This window comes from Mycobacterium sp. URHD0025, from assembly GCF_000426065.1.
GTDB lineage: Bacteria > Actinomycetota > Actinomycetes > Mycobacteriales > Mycobacteriaceae > Mycobacterium.
Window position 1 is genome coordinate 269,751 of record NZ_AUEQ01000006.1, and the last position, 21,023, is coordinate 290,773.

The following is a 21,023-nucleotide window of genomic DNA, read 5'->3' on the forward strand; positions in this document are numbered from 1 at the left end:
CGAATCGGCGCGATCAACCTCCCTGTCGCCGGGTTAGGGTTGCGCACGGGGGAGATATGGCACGGCGATCGGCCACTCGGTTACAACTCAGCGGGCATCGATTTCTGTTGCGCCGCATGGCGCACGCACTGGTTCGCGGCGACGCCCGCATGCTCGACGACCCGTTGCGCGCACAAGCGACGGCCTATGGAGCGGGCTGCGTACTGGCGGCCATCGTGATCGCGGCGTGCTGGGTGCTCACGCTTGTCCGGCCCGGGTCGACTGCCGGCGACGCGAGCATCCTGATGGCGCGCGACACCGGCGCGCTGTACGTACGGATCGACGACGCGGTGCACCCGGTGCTCAACCTCGCCTCGGCCCGACTCATCGTCGGAGGCCCGGCGAATCCGGTGCTGGTCAACGATGCCGCCATCGCGAAGTTCCGGCGCGGGCCGATGGTCGGGATACCGGGTGCCCCCGTCCAGATCGGCAAACCGCTGAGCCTCGACGAATCCGGCTGGGCCGCTTGCGATGTCGCCGAACCCGCCGAGACTGTCCTGCTGGCGGACCGGTTTGACGGCGAGCTTTCGCCATTGCGTGGCGGGCAGGCGCTGTTGGTGTCGGCGCGCACGCTGGGGGCGCCGACATACCTGCTCGCCGACGGCTGGCGGGCCCGGGTGGATCTCCGCGACATCGCCGTCGTGCGCGCGCTGCATCTGGAAGGCATTTCAGCCCAACCTGTTTCGCAAATCCTGTTGGACTCCGTGCCCGAGGCCCCTGCCCTGCAGGCACCCCTGATCGCCGGGGTGGGGACACCCGGGCCGGCGGAGCTGCGAGGTCTGGCGGTGGGCACCGTGATTCGCGTGGCGCGCTCCGGTCCCGCCGAGTTCTATGTGGTGCTTGCCGACGGGCTACAACGCATCGGCCGCGTGGCGGCCGACGTCATCCGGTTCAGCGTGCCCCAGGCACATGACGAGCCTCCGGTGGTTCCCGCCGACGTGGTGGCCGACGTACCGGTCGCGGGCAGCCTGGCCGTGGCCCGGTTCCCGGAGCGGGTGCTGTCGCGGGGGCGCGCGGTGGTGTGCGCGCGCTGGGATCCGAAACAGCCTGGGCCCGATACGAATACCACTGTCACCGTGGCCGATTCCCTGCCAGGCGGCGGTGTGCAACTGGCGCAGGCCGATGGGGAAGGGCCGAACATCGATCGCGTACGAGTGCCGGTCGGGCGAAGCGTGCTGCTGCAGGCCTGCGGTGTCGTCCGCGGTGCGGCTGTCGGTGGACCGCTGTATCTGTTGAACGATCTCGGTGTGCTGTTCGGGATCCGCGACGGGGCGACCGCCGAACACCTCGGCTTGGGGACCGGCGTTGTGCCCGCGCCGTGGCCCATGCTGGCCATGCTGCCGCGTGGCCCCGAACTCAATCGCGATGCGGCCTCAGTCGTGCACGACGTGGTGCCCGGCGTCCGCGCTGCGCCGGCGTAACCGGCCGGCCGCCAGCGCCACAGCGGCCGCGAGGGTGAGCGCGACACACACGGCTGCGCCGCCGAAAGCGATGCGCCGAGGTAGCGGATCGGCCGACGTGGCGACACTCGGGGCTACCGATACCGGGGCGGTCGATGCGGATGCGGGCGACGGAGTGCTGCTGCTGACCGCGGCGAGGGCGTCGACCACGCCGTGGCCGATGTACGGATTCCAGCCGTCGGCCGGGGTGCGGGCGGTGTCCTCGATGCGGCGCATCACTTCGCGCGCGCTCAGCTGCGGGAACCGGGAGCGCACCAGCGCGGCGACGCCAGCGACCACAGGTGCGGCGTAGCTGGTCCCCGAGATCGGGCCGTCCCGTCCGATCGTGTCGATCAACTGTTCGCCGTCGGGGTGCAGCGACACAAGGTTCTCGCCGGGCGCGGCCACATCCACCCAGGGGCCGGCCAGGCTGAAATCCGATGCGGTGCCGTCGGATCCGACAGAGCCCACACACAACACCAGGTCGTCATACCAGGCCGGGCTGGACACCGAGCGCACACCGTTCCAGTCGGGTTCGCCCGGCGGTCCGGCAGGGGCTTCTTGCTGAGTGCAGCTCGCGCCCACGTTGCCCGCCGCGACGACCACGACGACGTTGCGGACGTCGACGGCATAGCTCAGCGCGGCGCCGAGCGTGCGGTCCTCCGGCGCGGCGGTGGCCGGCACGCAGGCTACCGACGAAATGTTGATCACGGTCGCGCCGAGGTCGGCCGCGGTGCGCACCGCCATGGCGAGGGTGTCGACGTTCCCGACACCGCTCACTGCACCGGCTGCTGCGAACTTGTTGCTCGACTGCCGGATGGCCAGGACAACCGCGTCGGGAGCAACCCCGCTGAAACCGTCACTGGCTGTGGCAGCGGCGATTCCGGCGACGATCGTGCCGTGCCCGTCGCAATCGGCGGTGCCGTCACCGTGGGCCACGTAGTCGCCACCACCGATGAGCCGCGGCAACAAGCGGTGTCTGGCGACGCCGGTGTCGATCACCGCGATCTTCTGGCCATCGCCGCGGGTGAGCGGCCACACCGTATCCAGACTCAGTGGTGTGTGCGCCGGAGCTCTTGCGCCGGTCGGAGATTGGTAACAGGGATCACGCTGTTCCGTGGGTTCGACGGGCGCGGGTGGCGCGGGGCGAGGCAGCAAGGAGGCGTCCACCGCGGGCGGCACCACGGCCGCCGCGGGCGCACTTGCCGGCAGCGCCAGCCCGAGGATCAGCGTCGCGGCCAACAAACCAGACCGGTTCACCGCAGTCCCAGGTCCCGGGCGAGGTCGAAGGCACCGGCCAGCCAGCAGGCCAGCGGCACCACCGCGGCCAGCGCGCCATATTCGATGACGTCGGCGATCCGAGCCGCGACGGGACTCTGGACGGTGACCGGCCAGATCACGGCGATCCCGGCGGCCACCGCCAGCATCCCGGACCAGCTGCCATAGGTCGGACACCATGCCACCACGAGAATGAAAGTGGCAGTGAGTGAAAGGAATCCGCAGACGGCTGACACGGTGCGACAGTGACCGGATGCGTACGTGCGTGAGCGCAACAGCAGCGCCACCCCGACAGCAGCGGCGAATGCGACCTCGATGACCGTGACCCGTTGGAGACCCGAGAGGGCGAGCACGGCGGTTCCCAGTGCGGCTGCGGCCGCGCAACCGGCGACCAGGCCGACGAGGTTCTGATGCCCGCGCAGCGCACGTGCATCGTCGTCGAATGCGGTGCCGCTCAGTGTGTCTTCCCCGTCATCGGGATACCCGGGCACCGGAGGTGTCAGGCCGGCCAGAGCGATGGACAACCGCGGGCTCAGCGGTAACACGCCCACCGCGAGTGCGCTCACCACTGCTCCCAATACCGGTGCAGGCAAAGGCCACAGCGCCGCGAGACCCGTCGCCGCAGCCAGCACCCCGGCCAGCGTCACCACCACGAGCAGCATCTGCCCGCTGCGATCCGATGCCCGGATCAGCGCTACACCGAGCGATCCCGCTGCCGTCGCGGCCAAGAACAGGTTCGCCGGCGCTGGACCGGCCGGAACCACCAGGAATCCGAGAACGCCCGCGGACGCCACGGCCACCACGTCGAGAGTGGACACGATGGTCGCACTCAGTCCCAGGCGCGGTGCGGACACGGCGACGGCGGTAATACTGACGGCCACCGCCGCTGCGGCGACGACGCGATCCCATCCAGCGTTGCCGAGTCCGGCCCACACCAAGGCCGCCATCCCCAGCGCGCAGGCGCCCAAGCAGGCGGCGACCCGCAAGCTGGTGGGAACGCCGTCGTCGGCCGAATCGACGGTCAGCGCACTCATCGGCGTTCGATCAGGTGTCGGCTGATCGTCCGACCCGGTCAGGATCAGGAGATCACCGTCATGAATACCGTTCTGCACCAAGTCCGCTGACTCGTCGAGGCTGCGACCACCGAGGAATGCCAGCTGCCACCGTCGTGGTGTGCCATCTCCGGCGCCGAGCGCATCGACGATCCACGGCAGCAGTTCGCCCACGGTCATCGCGGCGGGTAGTGACAGGTCGAGGCCGGTGCCGTCCGCGGCTTCGAGCGCTGTTCCGCAGTGAATCGATACATGGCGCAAGGCATCCGGCATCGCATCACCCCCGTCAGACGCCGATACACGTCACGCTAACCGACCCGGCATGCACCGCTGTGCACCAAAATTTCGGTGCGAACATGGGAACCGGATCGCCACGGCGGGCGTCCAAATGTCGATGGAGACCATCAGTACACCGCAGGGCGCCCGTGGGCTTCCGGCGGAATCGCCGACCGGGGAGATGGTGATCGACGCGCCGCCCGCGTTGCCTCGCCAGACTCCGGGCGGCGTGCTGACCAGGTTGTTGCCGCTGATGCTCGTGGTTGCGATGGCGGGAATGATCGCCGTGTACGTGACCTCGGGCGCGGCTGCCGGCCGCGGCCCGGCGTCGGCGATGTTCCCCATCATGATGGTGATGTCGGCGATCGGCACGGCCGCCTACAGTCTCAAGAGCAACGGGACGGCTCGGCAACTCCACCGGGACCGCTGCGAGTATCTGCGCTATCTCGACGGCATCGACGCCGCGGCCGCCGAAACCGGCCGCTCCCAGTGGCTGGGTCTGCACGCCGACCATCCCGCGCCCGCACGCCTGTGGACACTTTCCGGTGGCGAACAGATGTGGAAACGCCGCCTTGGTGACGCCGAGTTCTGCGCGGTGCGTATCGGACTGGGGGAGCGGCCGCTGAGCACGCGGCTGGTGGCCGGCGGCACCGACCCGGGACGCGATACCGATCCCGTGACGGCATCGGCTCTGGCCCAACTGATTCGGCGCCGGTCGACGGTGGCCGATGCGCCGTGGACGGTGAACCTGGGCAGTCTTGGCCATGTGACCGTGTCCGGGCCGCACGAGGCGGCCCGTGCCCTGGTGCGTGCCGTGATCTGTCAGCTGGCGACGGCGCACAGCCCGCGACATGTCCGCATCGCGGCCATCCTCGACGCCACGACAGTGGGCCACTGGGAGTGGCTGAAATGGCTTGCTCACCACGGGCATTCCATTGGTGCGGGTGGCATGGCGACGTTGCGGTCCCGCGCGCTCGACGGCCTGCCCGCCCCCGCACCCGGAGTGCACACCGTCGTCGTCGTCGACTCGGCTGCAGCAGCGATACCCGCGTCCGGTGCCGGTGTCACTCTGCTGGTGATCGCCGGCCCCGGTGGCACAGGCACAACCGGGACCGATCTGGAACTGGTCCTGGGCTCGGACGGTATGCGCTACGGGGGCGTCCTTGTTCGGCCCGACCAGATGACGCACGAGCAGGCCGTCACATGTGCCCGCAGGCTGGCGCGCTACCGCCCCGAGTCGGCGGCCGATGACTCCGGCTGGCCGGCACTGATCGGCATCGACGGCCCAACGGTCTTCGATCCGGTCGACACCTGGACAACAGCGGATCCACGGCGGTTTCTCCGAGTTCCGGTCGGCCGGTGTACCGACGGCACCCCACTGCACCTCGACCTCAAGGAAGCCGCGCACGACGGCATGGGACCCCACGGATTGTGCGTCGGGGCCACGGGATCGGGAAAGTCCGAGTTCCTGCGGACGTTGGTGCTCGGCCTGATCACCACCCACCCGCCCGAGGCGCTCAACCTGGTGCTCGTCGACTTCAAAGGCGGCGCAACGTTTCTCGGACTGCAGACGGCGCGTCACATCAGCGCCCTGATCACCAACCTGGCGCAGGAGGCGCCGATGGTGGCCCGAATGGCCGACGCCCTGGCTGGGGAGATGACCCGTCGCCAGGAGTTGCTCCGGGCGGCCGGGAACCTGGCCAACATCGCCGAGTACCGACGCCGCGCTGATCTCCCCGCGTTGCCGGCCCTGCTGATCGTGGTGGACGAATTCTCTGAACTGCTGCAGCAGCACCCGGATTTCGCCGAGATGTTCGTGGCGATCGGCCGGCTCGGGAGATCTCTGGGCATGCATCTGCTGTTGGCCAGTCAGCGCCTCGATGAAGGCAGACTGCGGGGACTGGAAAGCCACCTGTCCTACCGGATATGCCTCAAGACCTTCTCGCCCAGCGAATCCCGATCGGTGCTCGGCATCGCCGATGCCTACGAGCTGCCCAACACCCCGGGAGCTGCCTATCTGAAGTCGCCGTCCGGCGAGATCGTCAGGTTTCAGACCGCGTTCGTCTCAGAGGCGTGTTCAGCTCCCGAGCAGCCGCCTCAGGTACCACCGGCGGTGCTGCGGCCGCGGAGATTCACCGGGGCCTGGACGCAGAAAGAGCGCCTCCCGGCGGCACCGAAAGCGACCACTGTGCTCCAACAGGTGGTCGATCGGCTCGCGGGGTACGGCTCCCCGGCGCATCAGGTATGGCTGGCGCCGCTGCCGCGTGGCGTTCCGCTCAGCGACGTGCTGTTGTCCGATTCCGGGCCGTTGTCGATAGCGATCGGACTAGTCGACTGTCCCTTCGACCAACGCCGGGATCGGTTGGTGCTGTCGCTGGGTACCAGCCAGGGAAACATGGCGATCGTCGGCGGTCCCCAGTCCGGAAAGTCCACGGCTGCCAAGACTTTGGCAGTCGCGCTGTCGGCGACGCATGATCCCCGCGATGTGGCGATCTACTGTCTGGACTTCGGTGGTGGGGCGTTGAGTGCCCTACAGGCACTGCCGCATGTGGGTGCGGTGGCCGGACGGGCTGACGCCGACCTGGTCCGGCGGACCGTGGCCGAGCTCCATGCTCTGGTCAACATCCGCGAAGCGCGTTTCACCGCGCTGGGCGTCGGCTCCATGGCCGAATACCGGGCACGCCGTCGCGCGGGCGAGATCGACGATCCGTTCGGAGATGTGTTCCTGATCATCGACGGCTGGTCGACGTTTCGTGGGGAATTCGAATCCCTGGAGCAGTCGATCACTGCGCTTGCACTACAGGGGCTTTCGCTCGGTGTCCATGTGGTCGTGACAGCCTCTCGGTGGGCGGACTTCCGCCCGGCGCTCAAAGATCAGTTGGGAACCCGCATCGAGTTACGGCTCGGCGATCCGGCCGAATCCGAGATGGACCGTAAACGTGCCAGGCAACTGGCCCAGAGCCCACCGGGGCGAGGGCTGACCCGTGAGGGTCGCGAGCTGCTGATCGCGCTGCCGCGGTTGGACGGCACACCGAGCGATGCCGGGATCGGGGAGGCGCTGGCACGGGTCGGTGACACCCTGCGCCTCCAGTACGGGCCCGCGGCGGCGGCGCCGGCCATCCGGCTGTTGCCCGGGAGCGTCCGTCGTCACGAGCTCGGGCCGGTGCCCCTGAACCGGCCCGCCACCGAAGTGCTGCTGGGCGTCGGCGATCGCGAGCTGGCACCGGTGTTGGTCGATTTCGCGACCCAGCCAGATCTGTTGATCCTCGGTGATACCGGCTGCGGCAAGTCCACGGCGCTGCGCACCCTGTGCTCCGAACTGGTGGCCGGCAACGACGCGGCGAGCGCGCAGCTGCTGATCGTGGACTTCCGGCGGGCCCTGCTGGGAGCTGTGGAATCGGAGCATCTGGCCGGATACGCGCCCTCGGTGGGGGCGCTGGATGCCACGTTGCCGAGCGTGCTTGAGACGCTGAGGAACCGGATGCCGAATGCGGAGGTCAGCCAACGGCAACTCCGTGACCGGTCGTGGTGGAGCGGACCGGAACTGTACGTCGTGGTCGACGACTACGACCTGGTGGCCGGTAGCGGGACAAACCCACTGTCGGCGCTGTTGCCCTACCTGCCGCATGCCCGCGACCTCGGGCTGCATCTGCTGCTGGCCCGCCGTTCCGGCGGAGCGGCGCGGGCGATGTTCGATCCGGTCGTGGCTGCCGTGAGAGACCTCGGCTGCATGGGCCTGATGATGAGCGCGAACCCCGACGAGGGTGTGCTGCTGGGATCGGTGCGGCCGGTTCGGCTTCCGCCTGGGCGCGGCACACTGATCACCCGCGCGGCACCTGATCAACTGGTTCAGGTCGCGTTGCCCGGCGAAGAGACCGGGTGATGAGCTCGACCGTCGTCGAGGTGGGTCCGGTGACCGTGCGTGGACCCGGCCCAGACTCAGACCTCGCCGGCATCGCGGTGGCCGGGATCGACGACGAGATCACCCTCGTCGACGACCAACCGGTCGCGGTGGCCGACCTGTGGGTCGAGGTGCTCGACGCCGCGGCGCCCGGGGCGCGACGACTCACCCTGGTGTGCCCCACCTGGTGGACCGTCGAGCAGTGCGACCGCGTACGGGACGCCGCGATTGCCATAGGCGCTGAAGTCGTTGTGATGCAGCGTGTTCAGGCGATCGGTTCAACGCTGACGAGTGAGTCATGGGTGGTGGTCGAGATCTCCGACGAGGTCGTCGTGGTGTCGGGCGCCGGCGCGCCGGGCGTGACGCTGGCCCGCCATGCCGAGGACGATCTGGACCCGGAGGCAGTGGTACGCGCAGTGATTGCGATCGCGGGAGCATCGGCGGAGGTCGCGGTCGATGCACCGGCCGAGGTCGTCGGAGCGACGGCGTTGGGCAGCGCGGTGATGGACGGATTGCGCCGGCGCGGTACGAAGGTCAACCTGGCCGACGCCCGGACGTGGCGCGTCGCGCTCACGTGTCCGGACACCCCGGCCGTCGCCGAACCCGTCGGCAGGCGGGTCCTGGCGGGCCGGCTCGCGATCGGTGCGGCGACGACTCTGGCCATTGTGCTGGGCGGGATAGCCTTTGCCGCTCAGGGTGGAGCCGGGGACGACGGCGCGATGACGGTGCTTGTCGAGGGCCGGGTCGCGATGCAGATTCCCGCCGGGTGGACCGTTCAGCGGATCACCGACGGGCCGGGATCGGCTCGCGTGGAGGTGATTTCACCGAGCGATCCGCAGGCGGCGATCCACCTGACGCAGTCCGGGATCGCTGACGGCGCCGTGGCCGACACTCTGCAGCGGGCTCTTGAGGAGGAGCCCGAAGGGGTGTTCGTCGACTTCGATCCGGCCGCGGTTATCGCGGCGCGCCGGGTGGTCAGTTACCTGGAGGTCCGCCCCGGTCGAGAGGTTCGGTGGGCGGTGTTCGTCGACAGATCGGTGCGGATCGCGATCGGGTGCCAGAGTGCACCGGACCGCGCGGCCGCGGTGCGGGCGGCGTGTGAGGCGGCCACCCGGTCGGCACATGCAACCGGCTGAGATTTGGGTGGAACCGAATCGGCCCGCGCTGCGTCGAATTGTTATATCCCGCAAGACAAGACCGGAGGGTCAGAGGACATGTCACCAGGACTGACGGGGCCGTTGGGCACCGACTTCGAGGTAATGACGAGCGTGGCCGACCGGATCGACGTCCTCAACGACGACGTCCGGGCCATGCTGCAGACGTTCATCGGAAAAATGAGCAGTGTGCCACTGTCGGTGTGGGGCGGAGTGGCTGCCGCGCGCTTTCGCGATGTGGTCGACCGCTGGAACGGTGAATCGCTGACGCTGTACTCCACCTTGAGCCGCATTGCCGAGACCATCCGGACCAACGAGCGCACGTTGCGCGCTGCGGCTCACAACCACGCGCAGCGCCTCGGCACCGTCGGCGACGGCATCTGAGGGCCGCGACCATGGATCATGTGCTGTCCTACGACTTCGGCGAGATCGAGTACTCGGTTCGCCAGGAGATCCACACCACCTCGCGCCGATTCAACGCGGCCCTGGATGAATTGCGTTCACAGATCGCGCCTCTGCAGCAGGTCTGGACCCGTGAGGCCGCGCAGGCCTATGCCGTCGAGCAGGCCCGGTGGAACCGCGCGGCCGCGGCACTCAACGACATCCTGGTCTCTCTGGGCAATGCGGTGCGCGACGGTGCCGACGAGGTGGCCGCCACCGATCGCAGTGCCGCCAATGCCTGGGGAGTCTGAGACGGCCGACGCAGGAGGGCGGCCGGAAGAGCCGGTGCGGTCCCGTTCGGTGGAGAGGACCGAGCGGGACCGCACACTTCCGTTCTAGCGACCCGAGTTGGAGCCGTTGGACCGCTGGGGCCGACGGCCGCCGCGGTGCTGCCCGCCGGCGCCGGACCTTGCGGCCGGGGCGCCGCCGTTGCGGGAGGACCCGTTCGGGCGGCTGCGGCGCTGCTGCTGCCCCGACTTGCCCGGCTGCGCGGACTGGCGCCGCGGCGCCGCAGCCTGGGCTACCGGCTCCACACGGATCGGATCACCGAAAACCCGGTCTCCGGGCGCGATCTCGCGAAGCACGGGATGATCGATCCCGTTCACCCGGGTGATCGTCGGCTTGACGCCGGCCTTTTTGGTCAGGGTGCGTACGTCGGAAACCTGCGCATCGTGCATCAGGGTCACGACGGTGCCCTCGTTCCCGGCGCGGGCGGTGCGCCCGGACCGGTGCAGGTAGGCCTTGTGCTCGACCGGCGGGTCGGCGTGCACGACGAGGCTGACATCGTCGACGTGGATGCCACGGGCGGCGATGTCGGTGGCCACCAGTACTGCCGCCGATCCGTCGGAGAAGGCGGTCAGGTTGCGGGTGCGGGCATTCTGGGACAGGTTGCCGTGCAGCTCGACTGCCGAGACGCCACGCGAATTGAGCTGACGGGTCAGGTTTTTCGCGCCGTGCTTGGTGCGGGCGAACACGATGGTGCGGCCCGGGGCGGCGGCCAGATCGGCAACCACGTTGATCCGCGCGGCGTTGTCCACGTGGAGCACGTGGTGGACCATCGCACTCACCGGTGACTGTGCTGAGTCGACACTGTGCACCACGGGGTCGTGCAGGTAGCGCTTGACCAGCACGTCGACCCCGGCGTCAAGCGTGGCCGAGAACAGCAGGCGCTGGCAGTTTTTGGGCGTACGGTCCAGCAGCCGCTTCACACCCGGCAGGAAGCCGAGATCGGCCATGTGGTCGGCCTCGTCCAGCACGGTGACCTCGACCGCCGACAGGTCTGCGTGGCCTGACCGCATGTGGTCTTCCAGCCGGCCCGGGCAGGCGATCACGATGTCCACGCCACCCCGGAGTGCGGAGATCTGCGGGTTGGCGCCCACGCCACCGAAGATGTTGACCGAGCGCAGGCCGGTGGCTTTGGCCAACGGAGCCAGCGAGGCCTCGATCTGGGTGACCAGTTCGCGGGTCGGCGCCAGGATCAGCGCACGGGGCCGGTTGGGTGCGCGACGTGTGCCGCTGGTCGACAACCGTGCCACCAGGGGCAACAGGAATGCGTAGGTCTTGCCCGATCCGGTGCGGCCGCGGCCCAGGACGTCGCGGCCGTTCAGTGAATCGGGCAGGGTGGCGGCCTGGATCGGGAACGGGGTCTCGACCCCGCTGGCCGCAAGGGTGGCGACGATCTCGGCGGGCAGGCCGAGCTCGGCGAAAGTGGGCACAGCGGTGCCAGGGATTTCTTGGACAGACAAAATGAAAGCTCCGAAAATAGAGGGCGGTCGTCCTGCCCGGCGCGAGTGACATCTCGCGGCGCTCGGTGTGACGATCGAGAAGGCGGCAAAGGCAGAACAGGCATGCCGCTGTGGCCCAACTATACGGGTCGTGGGGCGGATTCCCCGATTCCTGGTGGTTGGGGTGCTGGTGGTATCCATCACAGGCCGGGCTGGTCAACTATCCTGGCGGTTACGCGTGAATGCCATGTCCAATGGCCCGACGCCGGGAGAGATGATCGCCGTGGCCGCATCGAGGAACGCGGGAGGCCGGGTGTCGACCCGAGCGCTGCCCGCGAAGGTGCGTGCTGTCCATGACCTGTTCATCGAAGGCCAGGTAGACGCTGATTACCTGGATTCCACCCCCGTACGCCGCATCATCGCCGAGAGCTGGCAGCGCAGCCTGGCCACCGGGGTGGACCCCGATCTGGGCGCCCGCGCGGCCGCCGCGGCCGCGGCATTGACCGAATTACGCAATACGCATCCGCTCGCCCCCACCCTGCCGCTGATCCGCCGCCTGCTGGTCGACGATGCCGTCGACGCCGGAGTGGTGGTGGCGATCACCGCGGCCGACGGCACGCTGCTGTGGGTCGAGGGCGACGCCGGCGTTCGCCGCAAGGCGGAGGCGATGAACTTCGTGCCCGGATCGGACTGGAGCGAGCAGTCGGCCGGGACGAATGCCCCTGGCACCGCGTTGGCGCTCGACCGTGAGCTGCAGATCCAGGGGACCGAGCACTTCTCCCGCATCATGCACTCGTGGAGTTGTTCGGCGGTTCCGGTGCATGATCCGGCCACCGGTGTGCTGCTGGGCGCCATCGACCTGACCGGCGGCTCAGCCGTCGCGACGCCGCAGACATTGGCGCTGGTCAGAGCCACTGCCGTCGCCGTGGAGAACCAGCTGGCTCTGCTTCGCCTGGCCGGACCCGTCACGCCGGCGGCGCCCGAGGGCGCCCGGTTGACGGTGCTGGGTGCCGACCGCCCGCGCTGGCAGACGACCGACGACGCGGGCCGTTCGCAGTCCAGTGGGCTGACCGGCCGCCATGCCGACATCCTGGTTCTGCTGATCCGCCATCCCGAGGGGCTGAGTGCCGATCACCTGGCCATGCTGCTCGACGACAAGGACCTCGACGTCGTCACCGTGCGAGCCGAGGTGTCGCGGCTGCGTCGGGTCATCGGCAGTACCTACATCGAGTCCCGGCCGTACCGGCTGTTGGCGCCGGTGGCCAGCGACATGGGCGACGTCTTCGACGCGCTGCAGGCCGGGAACCTCTCGGCCGCGCTGGACGCCTACTCAGGGGCGTTGTTGCCGCAATCGGTCTCGCCGGCCATCGCGCGGCTGCGCACCGAGCTGAGTGCCAGCCTGCGCGAAGCGGTGCTGGCCGCGGGGGACCTGCGCCTGCTGCGGCGGTGGTTGTCGCTGCCCGATGGTCGTGACGATCGCCAGGGTTGGCGGGTGCTGCACGACCATGCCGAGGCTGATCCCGTGGCCAGGGCGCAGGCCCGCGGTCACCTGGCCGGGATCGATTCCGAACTGGGCTGATCACCCGGCCCAACGTGTGCAACTGTGCTGCAACCTGCTGCTGAGTACCTTTAGTGACGACCGACACACCTGGTGTCCGAATGCAGGAGATTGCCATGACTGTTTATGCACGTCCGGGTACCGAAGGCGCCCTGATGTCGTTCGAGGCCCGCTACGACAACTACATCGGTGGACAGTGGGTCGCGCCCGCCGAGGGCCGCTACTTCGAGAACCCCACGCCGATCACCGGTCAGGTGTTCTGCGAGGTGGCCCGCTCCACCGAGGCCGATGTCGAGAAGGCGCTGGATGCCGCGCATGCCGCCGCACCGGCCTGGGGCAAGACCTCGCCGGCTGAGCGCGCCGTCATCCTCAACAAGATCGCCGACCGCATCGAGGAGAACCTCGAATCCGTGGCGCTGGCCGAGTCGTGGGACAACGGCAAGCCGATCCGCGAGACGCTCAACGCCGACATCCCGCTGGCCGTCGACCACTTCCGCTACTTCGCCGGTGTGTTGCGTGCCCAGGAAGGCTCGCTCTCGCAGATCGACGAGGACACCGTCGCCTACCACTTCCACGAACCGCTCGGCGTGGTCGGCCAGATCATCCCCTGGAACTTCCCGATTCTCATGGCGGTGTGGAAGCTGGCCCCGGCGCTGGCCGCCGGCAACGCGGTGGTGCTCAAACCTGCTGAGCAGACTCCTGTTTCGGTGCTCTATCTGATGTCGCTGATCGGTGACCTGTTGCCGGCCGGTGTGATCAACGTGGTCAACGGGTTCGGTGTCGAGTGCGGCAAGCCCCTGGCCTCGAGCAACCGGATCGCCAAGATCGCCTTCACCGGTGAGACCACCACGGGCCGGCTGATCATGCAGTACGCCAGCCAGAACCTGATCCCCGTGACGCTCGAGCTGGGCGGCAAGAGCCCCAACATCTTCTTCTCGGATGTGCTGGCCGACGCCGACGATTTCCAGGACAAGGCCCTGGAAGGGTTCACCATGTTCGCCCTCAACCAGGGTGAGGTGTGCACCTGCCCGTCGCGGTCGCTGATTCAGGCCGACATCTACGACGAGTTCCTGGAACTTGCCGCGATCCGCACCAAGGCCGTGCGCCAGGGTGACCCGCTGGACACCGAGACGATGATCGGTGCGCAGGCCTCCAACGATCAGCTGGAGAAGATCCTGTCCTACATCGAGATCGGCAAATCAGAAGGGGCCCAACTGATCACCGGTGGTGAGCGGGCCGATCTCGGCGGCGATCTCAATGGCGGCTTCTACGTGGCGCCGACGATCTTCACCGGCAACAACAAGATGCGGCTGTTCCAGGAGGAGATCTTCGGTCCCGTCGTCGCGGTCACCTCGTTCACCGATTACGACGACGCCATCTCGATCGCCAACGACACGCTGTACGGCCTCGGTGCCGGGGTGTGGAGCCGTAACGGCAACACCGCCTACCGCGCGGGCCGCGACATCAAGGCCGGCCGGGTGTGGACCAACTGCTACCACGCCTACCCCGCCCATGCGGCGTTCGGTGGCTACAAGCAGTCCGGCATCGGCCGGGAGAACCACAAGATGATGCTGGATCACTACCAGCAGACCAAGAACCTGCTGGTGAGCTACGGCAACAAGGCCCAGGGCTTTTTCTGACCCCTCGAACGTGAGCTTGTGTGCGAAAAATCCCGCAGAACTCGCATACAAGCTCACTTTCGTCCGCCCGAAAGGACTTTCGATGACGTCTCTACCCCTGGATACCGCGCACAAGGTGATCGACGCCGCCATCGCCAAAGCGGTGGAGATCGGCCAGCCGATGAACATCGCCGTGGTCGACGACGGCGGCCATCTGGTCGCGTTCGCGCGGATGGACGGTGCCATCAAGGCAAGCATCGACATCTCGATCCGCAAGGCGCGCACCTCGGTGATGATGAACCTGCCCACCAGTGCCCTGACCGCCGCGGTGCAGCCGGGCGCGGAACTCTATGGCCTGGAGCAGACTTCGGGCGGACTCGTGGTGTTCGGCGGTGGGTTACTGCTGGAGATCGACGGATCCGTGGTGGGTGCGATCGGTGTCAGCGCGGGGAGTGTCGAGCAGGACGTGTCGGTGGCGACCGCCGGGGTCGCGGCAATATAGCCGCAGCCGGGGTCGCGGCAATATAGCTGGAGCCGGGGTCGCGGCGATCTAACCGGGAGCGCTCGCGAGAACGCAGTCCCCGCAGTAGCCGCCACCCGGAATGCGGTAGTACAGACAGCAATTCCGGCGCATGAAGCGGCCATCGACGAACTCGGCCGCGCCGGACAGCGGACGCACCGCGAGCAGTGATGCGATCAACGCGCGGCCGCGCCGCTCATCGTGGGGCCTGGACATGGACAGCACCGTCACCGCGCCGTTGGCGGCCGATGCGATGTTGCCCCACAGCACCTGTGGTGAAACGCCTGTCGCCGATCGCATGATCTCGCTGAGTGGACGCAGCACGTCACCGACGAGCGAATCGGTGATGAGTGAGGCGGCGTGTTCCGAGCTGTTGACCGCCACCCAGTCGAGGCGTGTCACGCCCAGCCTCGGCCGGTGTGATGAATCCCGTTGCCAGTACACAGAATCCGCAACAAGCAGCGGGACGGCGTGCTGGCACACCGCGGCGCCGACTACCGGGGACAACAGCCGGGCCGCGATCGACAGGTGCACCGAGGATGCCGCCGCCTTGATCGATACCTCCGTTGGGTCGATGCCCATCGACGACGCGATCGCCGCCCGGGTCAGGTACGCGAAGTCGCGGATCGCCGCTGCGTCGCTCAGCAGCGAGCTGATGGGCATCCACGAGGCGTCAGCGGCGGCCGGCAGGACGAAGAACTCGCCAAGCTGTGCGAGAGAGCGGAACCCGGGAACATCCATCGTCGGCACAGGCTATCCCCTGGTCACCGCGACACTCCGACGGAGCCACTGACCTGCGGCGCAACCCTCATGCAACGTGATGCAACGCACAATCGAGTAGACGCACTGGCCGAGTCACACCAGTTGGGAGCAATGCATGACAGAACCCGTTCTCGATCCTTCGGTGGACTATCCGCTGAGCAGCAATCGCAAGGACCTCCTCTTCACGCCCAATGGCAGGCCGATCGACGCCATCACGATGGAGGCCGTGATGGCAGGTGACGTCGAGGCCTCGGATCTGCGCATCACTCCGCAGACCCTGCGGCTGCAGGCACAGATCGCCGAGAAGGTCGGCCGCAAGCAGCTCGGCGGCAATCTGCGGCGGGCCGCCGAGATGACCGCGATCAGTGACGAGCGGGTGCTGCAGATCTACAACGCGCTGCGACCCAACGCGTCGACCAAGGCCGAGCTCGAATCGATCGCCGACGAACTCGACACACAGTACGGCGCAACGTTGCTGGCCGGGCTGGTGCGTGAGGCGGCCGACGTGTACGAGCGCCGCGACATCCTGGCCACCAGCGAATAGGAGACACCTGTGACGACAGCCAGAAATCTCGGCGCCGACGGTGGACGACAGTCCGAGCGGACGAAGGTACTCGAAGACCGCCCGGTCAACCTCGACGGCTTCGTGCAGGAGTGGCCCGAGGTCGGAATGGTCGCGCTGGACAGCGAATTCGACCCGTCACCCAGCGTGCGGGTCGTCGACGGGAAGATCGTCGAGATGGACGGCCGGGACCGCGCCGATTTCGACTTCATCGACCAGTTCATCGCCGATCACGCGATCGACGTCACCACCACCGAGCAGTCCATGGCGATCCCCGCCGCAGAGATCGCGGGCATGCTGGTCGATCCCCGCGTCACCCGCGACGAGGTGATCGCGGTGACCGGAGGGCTGACGCCGGCCAAGCTGCTGGAAGTCATGAAGACGATGAACATCGTCGAGATCATGATGGGCATGCAGAAGATGAGGGCCCGCCGCACCCCGGCGAACCAGGCTCACTGCACCAGCGCGCGCGACAATCCGCTTCAGGTCGCATGTGAGGCCGCCGAGGCATCGCTGCGCGGATTCTCGGAAGTGGAAACGACTTTGGGTGTGGTGCGCTACGCCCCGTTGGTCGCGATGGCGCTGCAGATCGGCAGCCAGGTCGGCACCGGCGGGCGGCTGACCCAGTGCGCGCTGGAGGAGGCCACCGAACTCGAGTTGGGTATGCGCGGCATCACCGCTTATGCCGAGACGATTTCGGTCTACGGCACCGAGTCGGTCTTCGTCGACGGCGATGACACCCCCTGGTCGAAGGCGTTCCTCGCGGCGGCCTATGCCTCCCGTGGCATCAAGATGCGGTTCACGTCCGGAACCGGTTCCGAGGTGCAGATGGGCAACGCCGAGGGCCGGTCGATGTTGTACCTGGAGATCCGCTGCATCCTGGTGGCCAAAGGAGCGGGCGTGCAGGGACTGCAGAACGGCTCGATCTCATGTATCGGTGTGCCGGGTGCGGTGCCTGCCGGTATCCGCGCCGTGGCTGCCGAGAACCTCGTCGCCTCGGCGGTGGATCTGGAGTGCGCGTCGGGCAACGACCAGTCGTTCTCCCACTCGCCGATGCGGCGCACGGCCCGGCTGCTACCGCAGCTGATGCCGGGCACCGACTTCATCACTTCGGGTTATTCGGCAACGCCCAACTACGACAACATGTTCGCCGGATCCAACGTGGACGCGGAGGATTTCGACGACTTCAACACGATTCAGCGTGACCTGCAGATCGACGGTGGGCTGCGCCATGTCAACGAGTCCGAGATTCTCGCGGCGCGTCATCGGGCGGGCAAGGCACTGCAGGCGGTCTTCCGTTACCTGGACCTACCGTCGATCTCGGACGCCGAGATCGATGCCGCCGTCTATGCCCACGGCAGCCGCGAACTCATCCCGCGCGACGTGCTGGAAGACCTCAAGGGTGCCCAGCAGGTGATGGACCGCAATGTGACCGGCCTGGACCTGGTGAAGGCACTCGAGTCGACGGGATTCACCGATGTCGCCGAGAATCTGCTGACTGTTCTGCGGCAGAGGGTTTCGGGTGATCTGCTGCAGACCTCGGCGATCATGACGCGCGACCTGCAGCCGTTGTCGGCGGTCAATGACCGCAACGATTACGCGGGTCCCGGTACCGGATACCGGCCTTCGGGTGCCCGGTGGGAGGAGATGAAACGGTTGCGTCATGTCACGAGCGCCGAGAACCCGGAACTGGAGGTGCAGTGAGATGGCCCAACGCACATTGACTTTCACCGGCGATTCGGCGGCCGAACCGGGCACGCGATCCGATGAGGTGGTGCTGGCGATCTCGCCGGCATTCGCCGATTTCTTCAGCCAGACCATCGTCGGGCTGTCGCACGCCGACGTGATCCGGGAGATCCTGGCCGGGATCGAGGAGCAGGAGGTTACGGCGCGGTGCATCCGGATTCGGCACAGCAGTGACCTGGCGGTGGTGGCGCACACCGGGGCCAAACTCTCCGGATCGGGGATCGGCATCGGGATCCTGTCGCGCGGCACCGCGATGATCCATCAGCGCAATCTGCCCCGGTTGTCCAGCCTGGAGCTGTTCCCGCAGAGCCCGTTGATGACCTTGGAGACCTACCGCAGCATCGGTTCCAACGCCGCGCAGTACGCGAAAGGCGAGTCGCCCGAGCCGGTTCCGACACTCAACGATCAGATGGCCCGGCCGCGGTGGCAGGCGAAGGCCGCGTTGCTGCATCTGAAGGAGACCGAGCAGATCCGCAAGAACTCCCGTCCCGTCGAGGTGGTACCGGACTTCGGACAGATCGCCACGGTTCCCGGGGCGCTGGGAACCTGATGGCACGGACCGTTGTCGGTGTCGACATCGGTAACTCGACGACCGAGGCCAGCGCCGCGACGATCGAACCGGACGGAACAGTGCGGTTCATCGGTGCGGCGCTGACCTCGACCACTGGAATCAAGGGCACCACAGATAATGTCGACGGCGTCGCCGAGGCGGTGGCCCGGGCATTCGATGCCGCCGGAATGCGACTCGCGCAGCTGGATGTCGTGCTCCTCAATGAGGCCACGCCGGTGATCAGTGGCCTGGCGATGGAAACCATCACCGAAACCATCATCACCGAGTCGACCATGATCGGCCATGATCCGCGCACCCCGGGTGGTCGCGGTCTCGGCGTCGGAGTGACCGTGGCGTTCGAGGAGCTGTCCAAGACCCCGTGCGGTCCAGACATCATCGTGATCGTCCCGAAGGGCGTGGATTTCGAGGTGGCCGCACACGCGATCAATGCCGCGTGTGAGCGCGGGGTGAAGGTGACCGGCGCGATCCTGGGCAACGACGATGCAGTGCTGGTGGTGAACCGGCTGGCCACCGCCATTCCGGTCATCGACGAGGTGTCGCGCATCGAAGCGGTGCCGGTGGGCATGCTCGCGGCCGTCGAGGTCGCCGGCCCCGGCCAGTCGATCCGCACCCTGTCCAACGCCTACGGGCTGGCGACGATCTTCGCTCTCGATGCCGCCGCCACCAAGGTGGTTTCCCCGGTGGCCCGGGCGCTGACCGGCAACCGGTCTGCCGTCGTCGTCCGCACCCCGGCAGGGGATGTCGCCGACCGCACCATCCCCGCCGGTTCCCTTGCCCTGACCGGTGACCGGAAGCGGGTCGCGGTGGACGTGTCCCGCGGTGCCGCCGAAATAATGGCCGCCGTCGAGAGGGTCAGCCCACTGGTTGACGTCTCCGGTGAGGCCGGCACCAATACCGGAGGAATGATTGCCAACGTACGACAGAGTATGGCCGATCTGTCCGGACACGCACTCGCCGATGTCCGGATCCAGGACCTGCTCGCCGTAGACACCTTTGTGCCCCAGGAGGTTCGGGGCGGTGTCGCCGGGGAGGTGGCACTGGAGAACGCGGTCGCCCTGGCGGCGATGGTGCGTACCAGGGAAAGCGGCATGCGGGCAGTCGCCGACGCGGTGCAACGCCGGCTGCGCGCGGCGGGGGCGGACCACGTCGACGTGATCGTCGGCGGAGTCGAGGCCGAGATGGCCGTATTGGGAGCCCTCACCACGCCCGGTACCGACAAGCCGCTGGTGGTCCTCGATCTCGGCGGCGGATCCACCGATGCGGCCACGATCGAGGCCGACGGAACCATCGAAGCAGTGCACCTGGCCGGTGCCGGTGATCTGGTCACCAGGCTCATCGACGCAGAGTTGGGGCTGGGCAATGTGGAGCTGGCAGAGGAGATCAAGCGGTTTCCGCTGGGAAAGGCCGAGAGCTTCTTTCACGTACGACTCGAGAACGGAACGGTGCAGTTCTTCGAGAAGCCGTTACCGACAACGGCTTTCGCCAGGGTTGTCACGCTCGGTGAGTGCGCCATGAACCCGATCCCGACCCGGCATTCGCTGGACCGGATCCGGATGGTCCGCCGGGCCGCCAAGGAGCGGGTCTTCGTCGTCAACGCACTGCGGGCGCTGAGGACCATTGCCCCCGGCGGGGATTTGCGCCAGATCGGTTTCGTGGTGCTGCTCGGCGGCTGTGCCCTGGATTTCGAGATTCCCGAGCTGATCGCCGACGCGCTGGCTCCCTACGGAATCGTCTGCGGCACAGGCAACGTACGCGGCACTGACGGGCCGCGTAACGCGGTGGCCACCGGTCTGGTGGCGTCTCATGCGGCAACCCGGCGGTCGGGAGCTTCCGTTGGGGCGTGACGGTGGACAACCCGAACCGCCGGTGATCGTGGTCCTCAGCGCCGGCGGACCGCTGGAGCGCGAGGTGGCCGCGGGCATCGAAGAGGAAGGTGTTCCGTACGCGGTCCACGCCGCGCACGGCGCCGAAAGTATGCCACGTGCAACCGATCTGGCGATCGAGGCCGCGCGGCGGTCAACACTGCAGGTTGGGGTTGGGGTAGGGGAGTCCGGGGATGTCTGCGTGCACCACGCCAAGCTCGCCGGAACGCTGGCGGATCTGACGTCGGACAGTGCCGGTCGCGCAACAGCACGGGCGTTGGGCCACAACGCAGCGCGCATCGTCGTCGGCCTCCCGCTGAAACAGGTTGGAACCCAGCGACCGCATACTCCAATACCGCGTTTGGGGTAGACAGGGCGGCCATCTCCGGAGATACTTCTCCGTAAAGGTTGAGAAACAGACCTTTAGGTGGGCTAGCTGAAATAGCCGCCGCATGTCGGGTCAACCCGTGGCCGGCCAGATGTGCCACTGCCGAATGTAAAAGCATTGCCGATAAAGGA

Annotated in this window: 17 protein-coding genes; 13 read left to right on the forward strand and 4 right to left on the reverse strand. The window is 67.7% G+C overall.

Features of this window, described 5'->3' with window-relative positions; translation table 11 throughout:
- The first annotated feature begins 56 nt into the window (after positions 1-56).
- Positions 57-1,460: a type VII secretion protein EccB gene (gene eccB / locus H977_RS0105780; RefSeq protein WP_029106956.1), complete on the forward strand. Its 1,404-nt coding sequence runs from the start codon at positions 57-59 to the stop codon at positions 1,458-1,460.
- Here the strand turns inward: eccB and mycP are convergent.
- Entirely contained in the window at positions 1,413-2,738 is a 1,326-nt protein-coding gene (gene mycP / locus H977_RS0105785) for a type VII secretion-associated serine protease mycosin (RefSeq protein ID WP_029106957.1), read from the reverse strand. The genes eccB and mycP overlap by 48 nt on opposite strands.
- Entirely contained in the window at positions 2,735-4,081 is a 1,347-nt protein-coding gene (eccD, locus tag H977_RS0105790) for a type VII secretion integral membrane protein EccD (RefSeq protein ID WP_029106958.1), read from the reverse strand. Before eccD ends, mycP begins: the two co-directional genes overlap by 4 nt.
- Before the next feature lie 115 nt (positions 4,082-4,196).
- Between eccD and eccCa the strand changes: the two genes are divergently transcribed.
- The 4 genes from eccCa (at position 4,197) to H977_RS0105810 (ending at position 9,831) form a co-directional block, all read left to right on the forward strand.
- Positions 4,197-7,967, forward strand: coding sequence for a type VII secretion protein EccCa (gene eccCa / locus H977_RS0105795; protein ID WP_502691138.1), 3,771 nt, complete (start codon positions 4,197-4,199; stop codon positions 7,965-7,967).
- A complete protein-coding gene (locus H977_RS0105800) occupies positions 7,967-9,121 on the forward strand; it encodes a type VII secretion-associated protein (RefSeq protein ID WP_029106960.1) in 1,155 nt (384 codons plus the stop codon). The genes eccCa and H977_RS0105800 overlap by 1 nt, the downstream gene beginning before the upstream one ends.
- A gap of 78 nt (positions 9,122-9,199) precedes the next feature.
- The gene (locus tag H977_RS0105805) at positions 9,200-9,523 is read left to right on the forward strand and encodes a WXG100 family type VII secretion target (protein WP_029106961.1); all 324 of its coding nucleotides are present in this window, start codon (positions 9,200-9,202) and stop codon (positions 9,521-9,523) included.
- An 11-nt stretch (positions 9,524-9,534) separates the two neighbouring features.
- Complete coding sequence (locus tag H977_RS0105810) at positions 9,535-9,831, forward strand: WXG100 family type VII secretion target (protein ID WP_029106962.1); 297 nt, start codon at positions 9,535-9,537, stop codon at positions 9,829-9,831.
- 84 nt (positions 9,832-9,915) lie between these two features.
- Here the strand turns inward: H977_RS0105810 and H977_RS0105815 are convergent, their stop codons facing one another.
- Complete coding sequence (locus tag H977_RS0105815; RefSeq protein WP_029106963.1) at positions 9,916-11,295, reverse strand: DEAD/DEAH box helicase; 1,380 nt, start codon at positions 11,293-11,295, stop codon at positions 9,916-9,918.
- Between the two features lie 283 nt (positions 11,296-11,578).
- On the opposite strand from H977_RS0105815, the gene H977_RS0105820 reads away from it, so the two are divergent.
- From H977_RS0105820 to H977_RS0105830, 3 genes are all read left to right on the forward strand, one after another.
- Positions 11,579-12,883 carry a helix-turn-helix domain-containing protein gene (locus H977_RS0105820; protein ID WP_029106964.1) on the forward strand — a complete coding sequence of 435 codons (1,305 nt, stop codon included), beginning with the start codon at positions 11,579-11,581 and terminating at the stop codon, positions 12,881-12,883.
- A gap of 95 nt (positions 12,884-12,978) precedes the next feature.
- Positions 12,979-14,502 carry an aldehyde dehydrogenase gene (gene adh / locus H977_RS0105825; RefSeq protein WP_029106965.1) on the forward strand — a complete coding sequence of 508 codons (1,524 nt, stop codon included), beginning with the start codon at positions 12,979-12,981 and terminating at the stop codon, positions 14,500-14,502.
- 82 nt (positions 14,503-14,584) lie between these two features.
- Positions 14,585-14,983, forward strand: coding sequence for a GlcG/HbpS family heme-binding protein (locus tag H977_RS0105830; RefSeq protein ID WP_029106966.1), 399 nt, complete (start codon positions 14,585-14,587; stop codon positions 14,981-14,983).
- A gap of 48 nt (positions 14,984-15,031) precedes the next feature.
- On the opposite strand, the gene H977_RS0105835 is transcribed toward H977_RS0105830, so the two are convergent.
- The gene (locus tag H977_RS0105835; protein ID WP_029106967.1) at positions 15,032-15,742 is read right to left on the reverse strand and encodes a (2Fe-2S)-binding protein; all 711 of its coding nucleotides are present in this window, start codon (positions 15,740-15,742) and stop codon (positions 15,032-15,034) included.
- Between the two features lie 136 nt (positions 15,743-15,878).
- On the opposite strand from H977_RS0105835, the gene H977_RS0105840 reads away from it, so the two are divergent.
- Genes H977_RS0105840 through H977_RS32620 form a run of 5 tightly spaced genes read left to right on the forward strand, consistent with a single transcriptional unit; the run spans position 15,879 to position 20,874 of the window.
- A complete protein-coding gene (locus H977_RS0105840) occupies positions 15,879-16,307 on the forward strand; it encodes a diol dehydratase small subunit (RefSeq protein ID WP_029106968.1) in 429 nt (142 codons plus the stop codon).
- Between the two features lie 9 nt (positions 16,308-16,316).
- Complete coding sequence (locus tag H977_RS0105845) at positions 16,317-18,029, forward strand: propanediol/glycerol family dehydratase large subunit (RefSeq protein WP_029106969.1); 1,713 nt, start codon at positions 16,317-16,319, stop codon at positions 18,027-18,029.
- A 1-nt stretch (position 18,030) separates the two neighbouring features.
- Complete coding sequence (locus H977_RS0105850) at positions 18,031-18,621, forward strand: propanediol/glycerol family dehydratase medium subunit (RefSeq protein WP_029106970.1); 591 nt, start codon at positions 18,031-18,033, stop codon at positions 18,619-18,621.
- Complete coding sequence (locus H977_RS0105855; protein WP_029106971.1) at positions 18,621-20,486, forward strand: diol dehydratase reactivase subunit alpha; 1,866 nt, start codon at positions 18,621-18,623, stop codon at positions 20,484-20,486. Before H977_RS0105850 ends, H977_RS0105855 begins: the two co-directional genes overlap by 1 nt.
- Positions 20,446-20,874: a glycerol dehydratase reactivase beta/small subunit family protein gene (locus H977_RS32620; protein ID WP_081681629.1), complete on the forward strand. Its 429-nt coding sequence runs from the start codon at positions 20,446-20,448 to the stop codon at positions 20,872-20,874. The genes H977_RS0105855 and H977_RS32620 overlap by 41 nt, the downstream gene beginning before the upstream one ends.
- Positions 20,875-21,023: the final 149 nt, after the last annotated feature.